This window comes from Pseudoalteromonas simplex, from assembly GCF_015278155.1.
In the GTDB taxonomy this organism is placed as follows: domain Bacteria; phylum Pseudomonadota; class Gammaproteobacteria; order Enterobacterales; family Alteromonadaceae; genus Pseudoalteromonas; species Pseudoalteromonas simplex.
The window spans coordinates 106,915-123,376 of record NZ_JADILN010000003.1 but is presented as its reverse complement, the minus strand read 5'-3'; the positions used below and the strand labels follow the sequence as shown (position 1 = coordinate 123,376).

General features: G+C 40.8%; 15 protein-coding genes. 9 read left to right on the top strand and 6 right to left on the bottom strand.

Annotation, left to right across the window (positions count from 1 at the left end; genetic code table 11):
• Positions 1–111 precede the first annotated feature (111 nt).
• The gene (locus tag IRQ78_RS08050) at positions 112–2,997 is read left to right on the top strand and encodes a M16 family metallopeptidase (RefSeq protein ID WP_187490228.1); all 2,886 of its coding nucleotides are present in this window, start codon (positions 112–114) and stop codon (positions 2,995–2,997) included.
• A gap of 35 nt (positions 2,998–3,032) precedes the next feature.
• Here IRQ78_RS08050 and IRQ78_RS08045 read toward each other — a convergent pair whose 3' ends face one another.
• Together IRQ78_RS08045 and IRQ78_RS08040 are read right to left on the bottom strand one after the other, a co-directional pair.
• Positions 3,033–3,974 (bottom strand): sensor domain-containing diguanylate cyclase, encoded by a 942-nt coding sequence (locus tag IRQ78_RS08045; RefSeq protein WP_166340633.1) that lies wholly within the window; start codon positions 3,972–3,974, stop codon positions 3,033–3,035.
• A 130-nt stretch (positions 3,975–4,104) separates the two neighbouring features.
• On the bottom strand, positions 4,105–4,683 hold the full coding sequence (locus IRQ78_RS08040) for a TetR/AcrR family transcriptional regulator (protein WP_138616334.1): 579 nt from the start codon (positions 4,681–4,683) through the stop codon (positions 4,105–4,107).
• Positions 4,684–4,832: 149 nt separating this feature from the next.
• Between IRQ78_RS08040 and IRQ78_RS08035 the strand changes: the two genes are divergently transcribed.
• Genes IRQ78_RS08035 through IRQ78_RS08025 form a run of 3 tightly spaced genes read left to right on the top strand, consistent with a single transcriptional unit; the run spans position 4,833 to position 6,809 of the window.
• A complete protein-coding gene (locus IRQ78_RS08035) occupies positions 4,833–5,732 on the top strand; it encodes a haloalkane dehalogenase (protein ID WP_138599622.1) in 900 nt (299 codons plus the stop codon).
• A gap of 8 nt (positions 5,733–5,740) precedes the next feature.
• Positions 5,741–6,340: an NAD(P)H-dependent oxidoreductase gene (locus tag IRQ78_RS08030; RefSeq protein WP_054551218.1), complete on the top strand. Its 600-nt coding sequence runs from the start codon at positions 5,741–5,743 to the stop codon at positions 6,338–6,340.
• Positions 6,341–6,368: 28 nt separating this feature from the next.
• Positions 6,369–6,809 carry a PaaI family thioesterase gene (locus IRQ78_RS08025; RefSeq protein WP_054551219.1) on the top strand — a complete coding sequence of 147 codons (441 nt, stop codon included), beginning with the start codon at positions 6,369–6,371 and terminating at the stop codon, positions 6,807–6,809.
• Between the two features lie 159 nt (positions 6,810–6,968).
• Here IRQ78_RS08025 and IRQ78_RS08020 read toward each other — a convergent pair whose 3' ends face one another.
• Together IRQ78_RS08020 and IRQ78_RS08015 are read right to left on the bottom strand one after the other, a co-directional pair.
• On the bottom strand, positions 6,969–7,286 hold the full coding sequence (locus tag IRQ78_RS08020) for a helix-turn-helix transcriptional regulator (protein WP_054551220.1): 318 nt from the start codon (positions 7,284–7,286) through the stop codon (positions 6,969–6,971).
• A 3-nt stretch (positions 7,287–7,289) separates the two neighbouring features.
• Positions 7,290–7,694: a hypothetical protein gene (locus IRQ78_RS08015; protein WP_323741533.1), complete on the bottom strand. Its 405-nt coding sequence runs from the start codon at positions 7,692–7,694 to the stop codon at positions 7,290–7,292.
• 338 nt (positions 7,695–8,032) lie between these two features.
• Between IRQ78_RS08015 and cysE the strand changes: the two genes are divergently transcribed.
• Together cysE and IRQ78_RS08005 are read left to right on the top strand one after the other, a co-directional pair.
• Complete coding sequence (gene cysE, locus IRQ78_RS08010) at positions 8,033–8,857, top strand: serine O-acetyltransferase (RefSeq protein ID WP_135925949.1); 825 nt, start codon at positions 8,033–8,035, stop codon at positions 8,855–8,857.
• Positions 8,858–8,943: 86 nt separating this feature from the next.
• A complete protein-coding gene (locus IRQ78_RS08005; RefSeq protein WP_194441778.1) occupies positions 8,944–9,534 on the top strand; it encodes a hypothetical protein in 591 nt (196 codons plus the stop codon).
• 11 nt (positions 9,535–9,545) lie between these two features.
• On the opposite strand, the gene xseA is transcribed toward IRQ78_RS08005, so the two are convergent.
• A complete protein-coding gene (gene xseA / locus IRQ78_RS08000; protein WP_194441777.1) occupies positions 9,546–10,880 on the bottom strand; it encodes an exodeoxyribonuclease VII large subunit in 1,335 nt (444 codons plus the stop codon).
• A 134-nt stretch (positions 10,881–11,014) separates the two neighbouring features.
• Here xseA and guaB point away from each other — a divergent pair, with 134 nt between their 5' ends.
• On the top strand, positions 11,015–12,484 hold the full coding sequence (guaB, locus tag IRQ78_RS07995; protein ID WP_054551225.1) for an IMP dehydrogenase: 1,470 nt from the start codon (positions 11,015–11,017) through the stop codon (positions 12,482–12,484).
• Between the two features lie 100 nt (positions 12,485–12,584).
• Positions 12,585–14,162, top strand: a complete 1,578-nt coding sequence (gene guaA / locus IRQ78_RS07990; protein ID WP_054551226.1) for a glutamine-hydrolyzing GMP synthase — start codon at positions 12,585–12,587, stop codon at positions 14,160–14,162.
• Positions 14,163–14,248: 86 nt separating this feature from the next.
• Here the strand turns inward: guaA and IRQ78_RS07985 are convergent, their stop codons facing one another.
• Positions 14,249–15,379 (bottom strand): FAD-dependent oxidoreductase, encoded by a 1,131-nt coding sequence (locus tag IRQ78_RS07985; RefSeq protein WP_194441776.1) that lies wholly within the window; start codon positions 15,377–15,379, stop codon positions 14,249–14,251.
• Positions 15,380–15,480: 101 nt separating this feature from the next.
• Here IRQ78_RS07985 and IRQ78_RS07980 point away from each other — a divergent pair, with 101 nt between their 5' ends.
• Positions 15,481–16,383: a LysR family transcriptional regulator gene (locus IRQ78_RS07980; protein WP_054551228.1), complete on the top strand. Its 903-nt coding sequence runs from the start codon at positions 15,481–15,483 to the stop codon at positions 16,381–16,383.
• Positions 16,384–16,462 lie beyond the last annotated feature (79 nt).

Here is a 16,462-nt window from a genome sequence, read left to right as displayed (position 1 = left end):
ATTGACACACCTGTTTACATAAATTATTGCGCTGACCCTCATATTTTCTGGCGCTTTGATGCATAATCAAGCAGCAATGATTATGAGAAAAATAACTAACAAGGGAACATTATGAAATTTAGATTATTAGCAACCAGTGTTGCTGTAACACTGGCGCTGAGTGGCTGCGCAAGTAACTCACAGTCAACTATGGTTAAAGAAGTCGAAATTGAGCAGCGAGTCAGTCAAGGTGATAACCGTGTATTTAGCCAAGATTACCTATTAGAAGAGCTTGAAAACGGCCTTCGCGTGATGGTCGTTAAAACGGATTACCCAGATGTTGTGTCACTGCAAATTCCGGTATCGGTTGGTTCACGTAATGAAGTTGAAGCAGGTAAAACCGGTTTTGCCCACTTCTTTGAGCATATGATGTTTAAAGGCTCTGAAAAATTCCCGCAAGATGTGTATTCAGATATTTTAAAGAACTCGGGTGTTGATAATCGCGCGTATACGACCAACGATTACACGAACTATCACTTAAACTTCTCAAAAGAGCACTTAGATAAAGTACTTGAAATCGAAGCTGATATTTTCCAAAACTTGACATACAGCGAAGAGCAGTTCCGCACCGAAGCGCTGACTGTAAAAGGTGAGTATTTAAAGAATAATGCTAGCCCAATTCGTAAGTTACTTTCTGCAGTTCGTAACGAAGCATTCGAAAAGCATACGTATAAGCACACTACAATGGGCTTTTTCGAAGACATTGAAGCAATGCCTGATCAAATGGCGTACGGTAAAGAGTTTTTCGCTAAATTTTATAAACCAGAATATGTATCTTTAGTCATTGTTGGTGATGTTGATCCACAAGAAACCATGGCGATGGTGAAAAAGCATTGGGGTAACTGGAAAAAAGGCGATTACCAAGCAGACATTCCTGTTGAGCCAAAGCAAAAAACAGCAAAATATGTACATGAGAAAAATGATGGTTTACCAGGCCACTGGTTGCTTGTGTCATACAAAGGCACGGCATGGGATCCTACTCAAAAGGACCGTGCCGCTCTTGATTTGATCTCACAGCTGTATTTCTCTAATAATTCGGCACTTTATCAAGAACTTGTTGTTGATAAACAAATTGCCAGCCAAATGTTTACCTATAACCCAGATACTAAAGATCCAGGTTTATTACATGTTTTTGTTAAAGTAGAGAACGAAGCGGACCTTGCTAAAGCCCGTGATGCGATTAACCGTACCTATGCACAAGCGCGTACTGAGTTAGTAGATGCGCAAAAGTTAGCTGATTTAAAATCAAACCTAAAATATAGCTTTATTAATGGTCTTGATTCATCGCAGTCAATTGCGTCAACGCTTGCAAGCTACATGCATTTTGAACGCGACCCTGAGGTTATTAACCAACTGTACGCAACTGCTGATAGCATCACGCCAGAAGATATCAAAGCGGTAGCAAACAAGTACTTTGTTGATTCAAGCCGTACCACGGTGACAATGTCGGCGCTTGATAAAGTAGCGGGTTTTGAGCAAGAGGTTGATTTAAATGCCTTGGTTGCCAGTATTGAGAAAGCCCCAACAGAGCGCCACTTTAAAGTACTTGATAAAACAAATAGCTCACCATTGGTTGATGTGAACTGGTTATTCAATACCGGTGCAGCGGCTGATCCCCAAGGCAAAAAAGGCTTAGCGGCATTAACAGCTGCAATGCTAGCGCAAGGTGGCTCAGAAACGATGAGCTACAAAGATATTCAAAAAGCGTTATACCCACTAGCGGGAAGCTTTGGCTATCAAATCGATAAAGAGATGATTTCTTTACGCGGCCGTGTACATAAAGACAATGCCGCGCAGTGGTATGCACTTGTTAGCGACCAGATGTTAAACCCAGGCTTTAGAGAAGATGACTTCAAGCGCTTGAAAAAAGAGCTTATTGATAGCATTAAAGCAGGCCTTAAAGCATCTAATGACGAAGAGCTAGGCAAAGAGGTGCTATATCATCAGCTTTATAAAGGCCATCCGTATGAAAGCTATAACTATGGTGATTTATCAGATCTTGAAGCACTGACACTTGACGATGTAAAAGCGTTTTATGCTAACCAGTTTACTCAATCTAAATTAACAGTGGGTCTAATTGGTGCGATTCCGAGTGATGTTAAATCGACTATGCTAAAAGATTTAGCATCGCTTCCACAAGGTAAAGAAAGCCGCTTAACGATCCCTGATGCGCCAGAACTTAAAGGTCATCATGCAACGATTGTTGAAAAATCAGCGCAATCTACCGCTGTGTCATTTGGTTTCCCAATCGATACAATTCGTAGCAGTGATGACTGGACTGCGCTTTGGTTAGTGCGCTCTTACTTTGGCGAACACCGCAGCTCAAACAGCTTCTTGTATCAGCGTATTCGTCAAACCCGTGGTATGAACTATGGTGACTATGCATACATTGAGTACTTCCCGCGTGGTATGTTCCAAACTAAACCAGATGCTAACTTAGGCCGTTCCGAGCAAATTTTCCAAGTATGGTTACGTCCGCTTCGTTCTAATAACGATGCGCACTTTGCAACACGTACGGCATTATTTGAACTTGATAAGCTAATTAAAAATGGCATCAGCAAAGAAGATTTTGAAGCGACTCGTAACTTCTTAATTAACTTTGTGCCACAAATGGTTGCAAGCCAAGACCGCCAATTAGGCTATGCCCTTGATAGTGAGTTCTATAACACAGAGAGCTTTGTTGACTATGTGCGTGGCAAGCTTGAAAAGCTAACCCTTGATGATGTTAACCGTGTTATTCGCGATAACCTGCAAACAGAGAATATCCACTATGTGTTTATTACTGGTGATGGCAAAGACATGCAAAAACGCTTAGCTTCAGAGCAAACATCACCAATGGTGTATAACGCTGAAAAACCAGCAGAACTTGTTGCTGAAGATAAAGTCATTGCAGACTATAAGCTCGCAATTCCAGCAAAAAATATTAAAGTACTTGATGTCAAAAAAGTATTTCAGTAATAACTGGATAAACAAGCTCTAATCAATGCCCCTAATTAGGGGCATTTTTCTAGGTTTAATGGCTCGATGTTATCAGCAACCACAAGTTGATTTCGGCCAGCTTCTTTTGCTTGATAAAGCGCGCAATCAGCCATTTCAATGAGTAACATGGCATCACTATCGCTACTAGGGTAAATAGTAGCTAAACCAATACTAACCGTTAATGGATGACCTGTAAGTTCAGCTAATTGTAATTTACTGATCATATCTATTAAGCGTGTTACTAGACTTTGTGCTTGCTTACTTTGTGTATTGCCAAGCACCAGTACAAACTCTTCACCACCGTATCTGGCGCACAAGTCGCCGGGCCTGCGAGTAAATTCAGGCAGTAGTTTTGCAACTTCTTTTAGACAGCTATCACCAACTAAGTGACCAAATTTATCATTTAGCGTTTTAAAATTATCAAGGTCAATCATAGCTAACGAAACAGGTAAATTTAATCTCGAGCAACGACTCCATTCTTGTAAAATAAAGCTATCAAAAAATCGTCTATTAGCTATTTGTGTTAGGCCATCAATTCTAGCAAGTTGTTGGACTTGTTGTTCAGCAAGCTTTCTTTCGGTGATATTTAAGTGACTTATAACGATAAAACGCTGATTATCATAAAAAAGAGAAGCTGCTCGCATTAAAAACCAGCGCTTTTCCATGTCGCTATGGCATGGATATTCAAGATAGAACTCTTCGCACTGATGGTTAATTACTTGTTTTATTCCATTAAACGCTTTTGCTCCAAACTCATCGTTTTGGCAAGCCGCTGACCTACAAATTGCGAGGTAATTTTGTTGTTGCCATTGCTCATTGCACGCACAGTTATTTTGTTCGCCAAATGTTTGCCAGCTGCGATTTACAAATTTGATATCGCCTTCGGCGTTGATGACAACAATATGCTCAGGGAGAGTATCGAGTATTAACCTTAAAAATTCCTTTGACTCAAGCACACCAATTCCTGCTTTACACTTTTCTAAAGAGTAGCAATAAATTATTAGATTGCATGGTTAAAAGTAAAAAAGAGTGTGATTGAATAAATTTTACAGATGATAACTTACGAAGATATATGTGTAGTTTAATTTATTCATGCTCATCAGTGAGTAAGTTAAGTATAACTTCAGTCATTATTTTTGAAATTGAATCAATACGTTCGGGCATAGCTTGTGCAGTGATTGAGTAACCTTCTACAAATGGGATAAATATAGATACAGCTCTAGAAACGTTTGAGTCTGAGTGAGAAATAGGTCGCAATTTATCAGCTAAGATCAATGCCATTTCTTCGTAGTAAAATTTTATATGTTGATTGATAACTTCATTTCGTGTCGATATAGCCCAATACTCCCTAAATATTCTGCACATTTGGGTTAATTTCAAACCATGACTTAGAAAGCTCTCTAGCAGCGAATGGAGCTCATTGCTTGGGTTCTCTAGGTTGCTTATTGGATCCATTTGTCTCATATCGTCAAGACATGATTTGAAATAGCGATCTGCCATCGCCTTTAAAAGCTCATCTTTATTTTTGAAATAATATTGAACATTGCTCAAAGTCATACCAGCTTCGTTGGCAACTTTTCTCATTGTCACGCCATAATCACCTTCGTGTCTAAGAATATGCAAAGCCGTATCTATTATTAAATCTGTTTTGGCATTTTTCTTCATTAAAATCTCAAAGTATTTCTGCTTAGTAATCAAACCTTATCATTTTACGAGTACTCAACAGTTAAATTCAATGTTGACATTGTAGGTCATCTGACCTAAATTTTAAATAGGTCACTTGACCTAATTGTTTTTATTGTTGAGGAATAGGCATGATAAATAGTAAACGCACACCACAAAGTAGCTTTGATAATATTAAAGATTATCCTTTTAAAGCTAATTACTTTAGTGACTTGAATGGATATGAAGGCTTGAGGGGTCACTACCTTGATGAAGGTAATCCTGACTCTGAAGAAATTTTTTTATGTCTGCATGGTGAGCCTGCTTGGAGTTACCTTTACAGAAAAATGATCCCTGAATTTGTTAACGTCGGAGGCAGGGTGATAGCCCCAGATCTTTTTGGCTTTGGTAAGTCAGATAAACCAATTGATGAGAATGTTTATACGTTTGAGTTTCATCGTAACTACTTAATCGAACTTATTAAGAGGTTAGATTTAAATAATATTACTTTGGTTTGCCAAGATTGGGGAGGGCTTTTGGGTCTTACATTGCCTCAAGATATGCCAGAGCGTTTTAAAAGATTAATCATCATGAATACAGGGTTGCTGGTTGAGCCTGTGAGCAGTCCTGAATTCTTAAAATGGCATGACGATATCGTTCTGCCAAATGAATTAAATCTCGCTAGTTTTTTCAAAAAGTATGCGCCAACAATTGACAGCGATGAAGCGAGTGCATATGCATCTCCATATCCAGATGCAAGTTATCAAGCTGGCGTCAAAAAGTTCCCTAAAATTGTTGCTGCGCCAGATCCTCAGTGCGTAAAAATTTCAACTCGAGCATTTCAATTTTGGAAAAGTGAGTGGCAAGGCGAATCATTCATGGCAATAGGTATGAAAGACAAAATGTTAGGACCTACAGTTATGAATTTTATGCAAAGCGTAATCAAAAATTGCCCTGAACCTCTAGAAATAAATAATGCAGGGCATTTTGTGCAGGAATTTGGAGACACCGTTGCTGTTGCAGCACTTAAACATTTTAAATTAATAAAGTAAGGATCTTTATGAAAATCTTACACTTAGTATTTCACCCCGATCTCAACGCATCACGAGTCAATAATACTTGGAAGAAGCAATTAGAGCAGTCAGGTAAAGTAGCAACAAGTAGAGATATGTATTTGGAATATCCTGACTTTAAAATCGATATCGAAAAAGAACAAGCGTTGTTGTTGTCTCATGACAGAATCGTGATTCAATTTCCTATCTATTGGTGGTCAATGACTCCTCTTCTTAAGAAGTGGCTTGATGATGTTTTACAATATCAATTTGCATACGGAAGCAAAGGAGACAAGCTTAAAGGCAAAGACTTACAAATAATTTGCTCTGCTGGAGGACAAGCAAAAAATTACAATGGCTTTCATATGTTCGCTACTGTACCTGAGGTTTTAAAACCATTTCAGCTTACAGCCAACTTAGCCAAAATGAATTATTCTCAGCCATTGTACATGTTTAATGCAGATGCTTGTGGTGAAGACGAGGTTGTTAAGTATGGGCAAAAATGGGTAGAGGTCATTGATGACCCTCGGCGCGCCGATGGGCTTGAATACGCAAACGCAAAAATACATGAAGAACTAATAGATGTATATGCGCAACTAGGCCTTTAAAATCTTAAAGAAGTAGGGGAGTGGTTAGTTGAAAACGCTAGATTTTTTATCTGAACATATCGGTATTTCTTTCCAGCAAAGCGATAGCTATGGCGATTGGCTAGGTTTTGAAATTGATTCAGTCAAAAAGGAAGAAAATAAAGTTATTACATCATTATTAATTAGACGTGATCATGTCTCACCAACAGGGGCTGTTCATGGTGGTGTTGTCTCTGGGTTTCTCGATTCAAGCTTAGGCTGTGCGATGGTAACGATTATGGATAAAGGCCAAATGTGCAGTACTGTTGAGCTTAACGTAAAGTTTTTTAAACCGCTTTCTCCAGGTGATAAAATTATTGCAGAGTCAGAAGTGATCCATAAGGGAAGAACCTTATGTACGGTTATTGCTAATGTTTATAAATCAGATGCGCCTGATATACCTGTTGCGTTAGCTACTGCAACCTTTAATCGCTATCAATTAAAGCAGTAACATAAATACAGCCCAGCCGTGATGTAGCTGGGCTCTATATTGACCTATTATCAACTAAAGTAGTGAGCTAACTTTAACAGCTAGCGCAAAGAGTATGGTTGTTATTACAAAGCCGATAAGTGTAGTGTGGCCGCGTTGTTCTTTGGTCATCTTTCACTCCTAAAAAATAACTAATACTGTTGCCATACCAAGGGCAAAACTGACAAACGAAGAAGCTGCTACGATTGCAGCGAGATTTTGCTTACTCACTGCATGTGTTGTGCTTTGTTCTGGTGCTTCGTCATCGAGCTTAATAAGCTCACCTTGGCGCACTTCAAATACTGCGCATAGGCTCATGGTGGTTTCTTTTGATGCCGCACCTTCTTTTTCAACTCGTTGAATGGTACGTAGGCTTACATCACAGGCATCGGCCAATTGCTGCTGCGTCCAATCGAATTTAAGTCTAAGTGCTTTTATTGTATTAGGGTTCAGCTGCATTACTTACTTCCCAAGAAATGGTTCAATAAAAGTAACAACTGCATAACCCGATATTGCGCCACCAATAAAACAGCCTAAGGTAACCAAAGCTACTTGTTTTGGATTATCAGTAAGTGAGGTTTGTGTGCTCTGTTTAACTAATTTGTCAGCTTTATAAAACGAACATTCAAGCTTGCCGGTAAGTATATTTTGCATCGCAAAATCGACTGCATAAGCATTACCTTGGTAGTTAAAGTCGTGATGGCTTTTAAAGCCAAAGCTGCGCTTTTCACTAACCAATTCGTCGTTTACATATATTTTTTCTTTACCACTCATAATGTGACCAAAGCATGCGATTTGGTTGTCACCATCTTGAAAGTAAAATTTATATCCTAGCTTGTGTGAGTTTAGTACGTCGTTTTTCATCATCGTTTCCTTGTTAAGTTGATGATGTAAATTTAATGATTATTTTTGTTTTTTACGCCGTCAGCGATATGTCAGTGCCTATTTTGGCATATGACAGACAAGATGTCATATCTGTCTTGTTATTGAAAAATAAGCACTTTAATTAATTTGCTCGGCTAGAGTTAGAATTTGCTACTGTCATATGTGGTTGGCTAAAAAGCACAGCAAAAAGAGTAAAAATAGGTGTAGTTACTCTGGTTATTAGATATAACCAGAACAAATAAACAACGGGTTAGTACATCTTGCTACAAATCCGTTAAACTTAAAGCTTAGCAGTTAGGTACAACCAGAAAGGCAATATTATGCGTCATGAAATTTGGCAAAAGCTTCGAGAAGAAGCAAACGAAGTCGTTTCCCGTGAACCGCTTTTAGCAAGTCACGTTTATTCGTGTGTGTTAAATCATGAATGCCTAGGTTCGGCGCTCAGTTTTATTGTCGCTAATAAACTTGCTGATGCAGTAGTATCGGCGTTTACTATCCGTGAACTATTTGATCAAGCCTTTGTTAAATGTGACTTAATGCTGACGCATGTGGCTCATGACATAAAAGCAGTTAAAGATCGTGACCCTGCGGCCGATAGTTACTTAACTGTTATTCTGAATCTTAAAGGCTTCCATGCAATACAAGCACACCGACTCGCAAATTGTTTATGGCAACAAAACCGCAAAGAGCTTGCTCGCTTCATTCAGAGCAGAACCTCAGAAGTATTTGGCGTTGACATCCATCCTGCTTGTAAAGTTGGTCATGGTATTATGTTTGACCATGCAACTGGGATTGTAATTGGTGAAACAGCGGTTATTGAAGATAACGTCTCGATTTTACAATCTGTAACCTTAGGTGGTACAGGTAATGAACAAGGTGATCGCCATCCGAAAATCCGTGCCGGTGTCTTGATTGGCGCAGGTGCTAAAGTACTGGGTAATATCGAAGTAGGAGAGGGGGCGCGAATTGGTGCAAACTCTGTCGTGTTAAGTGCCGTTCCTGCACACACAACTGTAGTAGGGGTCCCTGCTAAAGTGGTTGGCAAACCGAGCTGTCCCTGTCCAGCCGAAAGCATGAACCAAAACTTTTTAGATGATGGCACAACTACCGCTAGTAATGCCTCCCACACCAGTGCTATGTTGTAGTTTTACACTAGAAAAGAGCAAGGGAATTGTCTAAATTATCCTTCGCATCAGCTGTTATAGCGTCATTCATTTGTGGCGCTGTCGCTATGTCATTTTTTCAGTCTGATCCACAACAACAGCCACAAACTTATCAGCAACAATTTGTTGAAGAACAAATAGCTCAAGCACTAGAATCGCAAGCCAAACCTGTAGCCTTCGCAATTCATAAAGAAATCGTTATTCCTAAAGCTGGTTTACCAGAAACTGAGAAAAAAAGCGATCTTGAGCAAAAAGTAGCAGAGCTTAAGTTGCAAGTCGAAAACCAACAAGCGGTGATTGCCAGTTACCGTTCAAGTGCGATACCTCCACAACAAATCGATTCACATCTAGATGACCTTTATACCTTGTTAGAAGAGCAATCTCGCGATGAGGCGTGGGCCTACCAAGTTGAAACAGCCATGAGCGATTTTTTAATCATGGCAGACTTACCTGTGCAACCACAGCTCAGTGTCTCTACATGCAAAAGCTCTGTGTGTCAGTTTAAGCTATTGCAACCAGAGGGTGTTGATGATTTGCCGAGTCATTATTGGCGTAACATGACCGATAAAATGATGGAGCAAAGCTGGTGGAAGCAATTTAAATTTACCTCCACCACCTCAAGTGACGATAGTCTAACAATCATCGCAAGCACGCAGTGATATCAAAGATATCACAAAACTTTTGATTGCAGTTGACCATCAGCAAGCTCGGTAGTTATAAGCTCACCAGAGCTTACATCGTTAACTGATTTTACAACGCCACCGTGCTGATTTTTAGTAATGCTATAACCACGCGCTAACACACTAAGCGGACTCACAGAATCTAAACGGCTCGCTTGTAAAGAAAGCTGGTTTCGAGAACTTGAAAGTTGCTGTTGCATCGCCTGTGTAAGGCGGGCATGCAATTGTGCCAGTTGATGCTCGCTTTTCGCTAGCTGCTTTTCGGGTGAGCGTTGCATTAAGCGTGGTGTTAAGTTAGCAAGTACTCGCTCATATTGTTGGATTTTACTACTCATCGCGCCATGTAAGGCCAAACTAAGCTCATCTAACTTTTGTGCTTGTTGATTGAGTTGATTGCGCGGATGGCATAGCTGCAAACGGTGTTCAAATTGAGTGGCAGTACTTCGTTTTACAGCTAAAGCGTGCTTAAAGGCATGATTTAAGTGCCTAACTAACTGCGTAACCTTGTTATGTAGCTCTTCGGTATTTGGGCTAACAAGTTCTGCGGCTGCAGACGGCGTTGCGGCACGAATATCGGCAACATAATCACTAATCGTAGTATCGACCTCGTGACCAACGGCGCTAACAATGGGTAAGCGACTTTCATAAATAGCACGAGCCAATTGCTCATGGTTAAAGCACCATAAATCTTCGAGTGAGCCACCACCACGACCTAATATAAGCACATCTACTTCGTTGCGCTGATTGGCGATGTTTATTTTTTCTATTAATTGGTTGTGGGCATCTGCACCTTGCACCATCGCAGGGTAAATCACGACTTCAAGCTGCGGAGCACGGCGTTTTAGTACCGTTAGAATATCGCGTATAGCCGCGCCAGTGGCTGAAGTGATCACCCCAACGCGATTAATATTGGTTGGTAATGGTTTTTTGTGGGCTGAGCTAAAAAGGCCTTCGGCAGCTAAGCGCATTTTTAGCGCATCGAATTCTTGTTTTAATAAGCCTTCGCCAGCAGGGGCCATATGCTCAACAATCAGCTGATAATCACCACGAGGTTCATACAAAGAGACGCGGGCACGCACGGTTACTTGTGCACCATTGCTCGGGCGAAAAGTTTGGCCGCGATTATTGCCGCGCCACATTGCCGCTTTTACCTGAGCTCGGTCGTCTTTTAACGTGAAGTACCAATGTCCAGATGCTGGGGCTATAAAGTTAGAAATTTCACCATTTAAGATAAGCGATGAGAAGCCTTGTTCTAAAACATGGCGAATTTCTTTATTTAAGCGCGAGACCGTGTAAACAGGCTGTGTTGAGTGCGTAAAAGCCATTAAAAATCCCAGTAAAAAATTCTCCGTGCACTTTAACACAAATAAATAAATAATTTTATTTACTCGTGCTCACAACGCTGATAAAATTTGGCCGCAATTCCTTATACTCAGATCCACATGTGAGAAGTTGCACTATGCTAAGAATTGCTAAAGAAGCTCTTACCTTTGACGACGTACTTTTAGTACCAGGTCATTCTACTGTTTTGCCACACACGGCAAATATTTCAACTCGCTTAACGCGTGGTATCAATCTTAACTTGCCGCTAGTTTCAGCATCTATGGATACTGTAACAGAAGCACGCTTAGCGATTGCGCTAGCGCAAGAGGGCGGTTTAGGTTTCATCCACAAAAACATGACAATCGAAGAGCAAGCTAAAAACGTTCGTAAAGTTAAAACTTACGAAGCGGGCATTGTTTCTTTCCCTGTTACTGTGACTGCGGATCTTACAATTGCTGATGCTATCGCGCTTTCAGAAGACAAAGGTTTTTCAGGCTTCCCTGTAACCGACGCTGACAATAACCTTGTTGGTATTGTGACAAGCCGTGATATGCGTTTTGAAACGAAACTTGAGCAACCTGTTTCTACAGTAATGACGAAAAAAGAATCGTTAGTGACTGTTAAAGAAGGTGCTGACCGTGATGAAATCTTAGGTCTAATGCACGAGCACCGTATCGAAAAAATTCTCGTAGTTGATGATGCATTTAAACTAAAAGGCATGATCACTGTAAAAGATTATCAAAAAGCACAAGACAAGCCGCATGCATGTAAAGACGAGCAAGGTCGTTTACGTGTAGGTGCTGCTGTTGGTGTTGGCGCTGGTACTGATGAGCGTATCGCAGCCCTAGTTGAAGCAGGTGTTGACGTATTACTTATCGATACATCGCATGGCCACTCACAAGGTGTTATCGACCGTGTTGCACAAACACGTCAAGCATACCCAGATCTACAAATCGTAGCAGGTAACGTTGCAACAGCTGAAGGCGCGATTGCCCTTGCTGATGCGGGTGTAGATGCTGTTAAAGTTGGTATCGGCCCTGGTTCTATCTGTACTACTCGTATCGTAACAGGGTGTGGTGTTCCACAAATTACTGCTATTTCTGACGCAGTTGAGGGCTTAAAAGGCCGTGATATTCCTGTTATTGCTGACGGTGGTATTCGTTTCTCTGGTGACATCGTAAAAGCACTTGTTGCCGGTGCATCATGTGTAATGGTGGGTTCAATGTTAGCCGGTACTGAAGAAGCACCGGGTGAAGTTGAGCTATACCAAGGTCGTTACTACAAATCATACCGTGGTATGGGTAGCCTTGGTGCTATGGACCAAAAAGAAGGTTCATCAGACCGTTACTTCCAAAAATCGAACGAAGCAGACAAGCTTGTTCCTGAAGGTATCGAAGGCCGCGTTGCTTATAAAGGCCCTATTGCGACAATCATTCACCAACAAGTGGGTGGTCTACGCAGTGCAATGGGCTTAACTGGCTGTGCAACAATTGAAGAGTTAAATACTAAACCTCAATTTGTTCGCGTGACTTCAGCGGGTATGGGTGAGTCACACGTTCACGACGTGCAAATCACTAAAGAAGCGCCAAACTACCGCTTAGGTTAATTACCTTAAGGTATTGAAATTACATGGGCTAGCATTTGCTAGCCCTAATTTATTGATCATCTCCCTTTGGGAGAGCAGTTCCTGACTAACGAGATACTCCATGAGCAAAGACATTCACGATTCACGAATTCTCATTTTAGATTTTGGTTCGCAATACACACAGTTAATCGCACGTCGTATACGTGAGATTGGTGTTTACTGTGAGCTATGGGCATGGGATGTAACTGAAGAGCAAATCCGCGAATTTAATCCACAAGGTATTATTTTGTCGGGTGGCCCTGAGTCTACAACACTTGAAAACAGCCCACGTGCTCCTGAGTATGTATTTAACGCAGGCGTGCCAGTACTTGGTATTTGTTATGGCATGCAAACAATGGCAACGCAACTAGGTGGTAGCGTACACAGCTCTGATAAGAAAGAGTTTGGTTATGCACAAGTTGAAAAAGTAGGTAACTGTGCGTTATTCGATGCTATCGAAGACCACATTACTGACGGCGGTGCAGGCGTACTAGACGTTTGGATGAGTCACGGCGATAAAGTGATGGAAGTACCAGAGACTTTCAAAACAACGGCTAAAACTTCAACATGTCCACATGCTGCAATGTCTTGGGAAGAAAAACGTTTTTACGGCGTACAGTTCCACCCAGAAGTAACTCATACTCACCAAGGTTTACGCTTACTTGAGCGCTTCGCGATTGATATCTGTGGCTGTGAAAAGCTATGGACACCAGCTAAAATCATCGACGATGCGATTGAGCGTATTAAGGAAACTGTTGGTGATGACGAAGTTATCTTAGGCTTATCAGGTGGTGTTGATTCATCTGTAGTTGCCATGCTTATTCACCGTGCAATCGGCGACAAGCTAACGTGTGTATTCGTTGATAACGGTCTTCTTCGTTTAAACGAAGGTCAGCAAGTTATGGACATGTTCGGCAACAAGTTTGGCCTAAACATTGTTAAAGTAGATGCTGAAGATCAATTTTTAGCAGACTTAGCAGGCAAGTCAGACCCAGAAGATAAGCGTAAAGCGATTGGTCATACCTTCATTAAAGTTTTTGACGAGCAAGCTAAAAAGCTGAAAAGTGCTAAATGGTTAGGTCAAGGTACTATCTACCCAGACGTAATCGAATCTGCTGCATCAGCAACAGGTAAAGCACATGTAATCAAGTCTCACCACAACGTAGGTGGTTTACCAGACGATATGGAAATGGGTCTTGTTGAGCCTTTACGTGAGCTATTCAAAGATGAAGTACGCAAAATTGGTCTTGAGCTTGGCCTACCATACGACATGCTTTACCGTCACCCATTCCCGGGTCCTGGTTTAGGTGTTCGTGTACTTGGTGAAATCAAGAAAGAGTATTGTGACTTACTACGTCGCGCAGATGCTATCTTCATTGAAGAGCTACACAAAGCTGAGCTTTACCACAAAGTAAGCCAAGCCTTCACGGTATTCTTACCAGTTAAATCGGTAGGTGTAATGGGTGATGCGCGTAAATACGACTGGGTTGTATCACTACGTTGTGTAGAAACAATCGACTTTATGACAGCACGTTGGTCACACTTACCATATGAGTTCTTAGGTGTGGTTTCAAACCGTATTATCAACGAAATCGATGGTATCTCACGTGTTGTTTACGATATTTCAGGTAAGCCACCGGCAACAATCGAGTGGGAATAATCCACTGTAAGCTAGTCACTTGTACTGAATATTTATAAAGACACAAAAGCCCGCTTTTTTGAAGCGGGCTTTTGTTATTTAGACGGTTAGCATTTGGTGTGAGTTAAGTCTAGTCCTTGCATATAGAGTTGACTGAGTTGATCTGCGGATATACTTGGTGCATCTGTGGTTGAATGAGGTGATTGTTGAAAGATATGCTGAGCTATTAGTCTACCAGTGTTTTGGGCGCTGGAGGTTTTATGAATACGAGTTTCATATAGCTTTTTCAAAATAACATTGAGGCTACATCCTGTCTTAAATAATTGAGCTAGGTGCCAAACATCTTCAAGCGCTTGGCTAGCACCTTGCCCCGATGTGGGTAAGGAAGCATGTGCAGCATCTCCAATAATAATGAGATTCTCCTTGTGCCAATAGGGGAGTGGGTCAATATCATGTACAAATATGCGTTTTAAACTGCGTGGGTTATAGTTATTAAGTACCTGCTGAACTGTTTTAGGCCAATCCTGAAAACGCTCATGCATTTCTTCAAACCACTGCTTTATTGGTCTTGTATTATCAAGGTCACTAGGCCATGCCGCAGCCCAGTAACAACATTGATTTGCAACGGGTACTATACCAAAACGCTCATTATTATCTCTAAAATCATGAATTGTCTGCTCAAAAGGATTCAGATCAATTTCACAGGTGCCTATTATATTTACGAAGCCGTGGTATTTAGTTGGTATAGGTACTTTATACATATACTCTCGTGCTTTCGAATTCATTCGTCCATCGCAGCCCACCACAAGATCAAACTTATCTTTTAATTGCGCAATGTCTTGAGTATTGATGGTTTGATTGAAGTGAATAGTGGCATCCAGTTTCTCTAGTCGCTCAGCGAGTATCTTTATTAAGTCACGACGTAATATGCTAATAGTTGGAAAGCCACACAGAGAGTTTAGTGTTTGAATGTTAAACTCACCCCGTTGAGTGCCTTGTTTATCGTACTGCCGCATAGCAACTGGCAGACCACCATATTGGGTGAAATCATCTAATAGACCCAATTGTTTAAGCACAAAGGTCGCATTAGGCCATAACGTAACACCGGCACCGATTGTAGAAAAGCTATTGTTTCTTTCGAATAATGTGACCTTGATGCCTTGTTTTCTTGCAAATATCGCTAAAGCAAGGCCTGCAACTCCCGCACCTATAATGGCTATATGTTTAACTGAACTCATTTAAATATCCTAGTTGCTAAGAAAAAAATGATTGTTACTGATCTACTAAATAGGATAAATATGGTAATTTTGGTTTGTAAATCCCATTTGATGAGATAGTTTTGATAAGCAATATTGAATTACAGTGGCTTCTAAGCTTCCAAAAAGTATATGAACAATTAAGTATTAAGCGGGCCGCTGAGCTCAGCCAAATTCCAAAATCAAATGTGAGTCGTCATGTTGCACTTTTAGAACAAGCGTTGAATGTAAGATTATTGGAACGTACGACACGAAAAATGGTTGCAACAGAAGCGGGGGAACTTCTTTACCAGAACTTAACTCCGTTGCTTGTTGCGATGGGGGATGTTTTACAAGAAAGCTATCAAAGTAATGATTTAGTTTCCGGCCACTTAAAAGTCATTACGCCTGATTTGCCGTTTTTGGCGGACGCTATAGCTGAGTTTTGTCATAAATACCCTAACATTCAGTTAAGTTGTGATACTCAGCTTAATCCCGAAGAGGGGCTATTAGAAGGATTTGATATAGTAATACGTTTTGGGCGAGGCCCAGTGGAGGATTCTGGATGGGTTGCAAAAGAGCTCGTTCGTTGGCCAAGTTGTGTCGTAGCTTCTCCTAGTTTACTAGATAAACATCCTAAACCAAATTCAATGACTGAACTCGTTAAGCTTCCCTGTATTACAAGCCTATCAGTTCTACAAGGCATGCCATGGAAATTCAAACGAGCTGGCACGGTTAACGTTTCATCTCGTTATAAAGTAAATAGTGGACATATGGCAAAGTCAGCTGCCCTTAAAGGGTTAGGTTTTGCGATACTTCCTTATGACGCGTGCAGACAAGAGTTAGAGGAAGGACTGTTAATAAAAATAGATTCCCTAGCTGATGAGCCTGAAGATTTAGTTTTGTACGCTTTTTATTCTGGGCGTCGATATCCGTTCAAAAAAGTAAAAGCATTTCTTGAGTACCTGCAACTTGTGATTCAGCAACACTATCTTTCAGATGAGTGAAGCTATTTAAATTATTATAACTGTGTTTGGCTCTTTTAATTATCCGCAGATAACTTGGGTATGTTTAAAATGAGCTTTG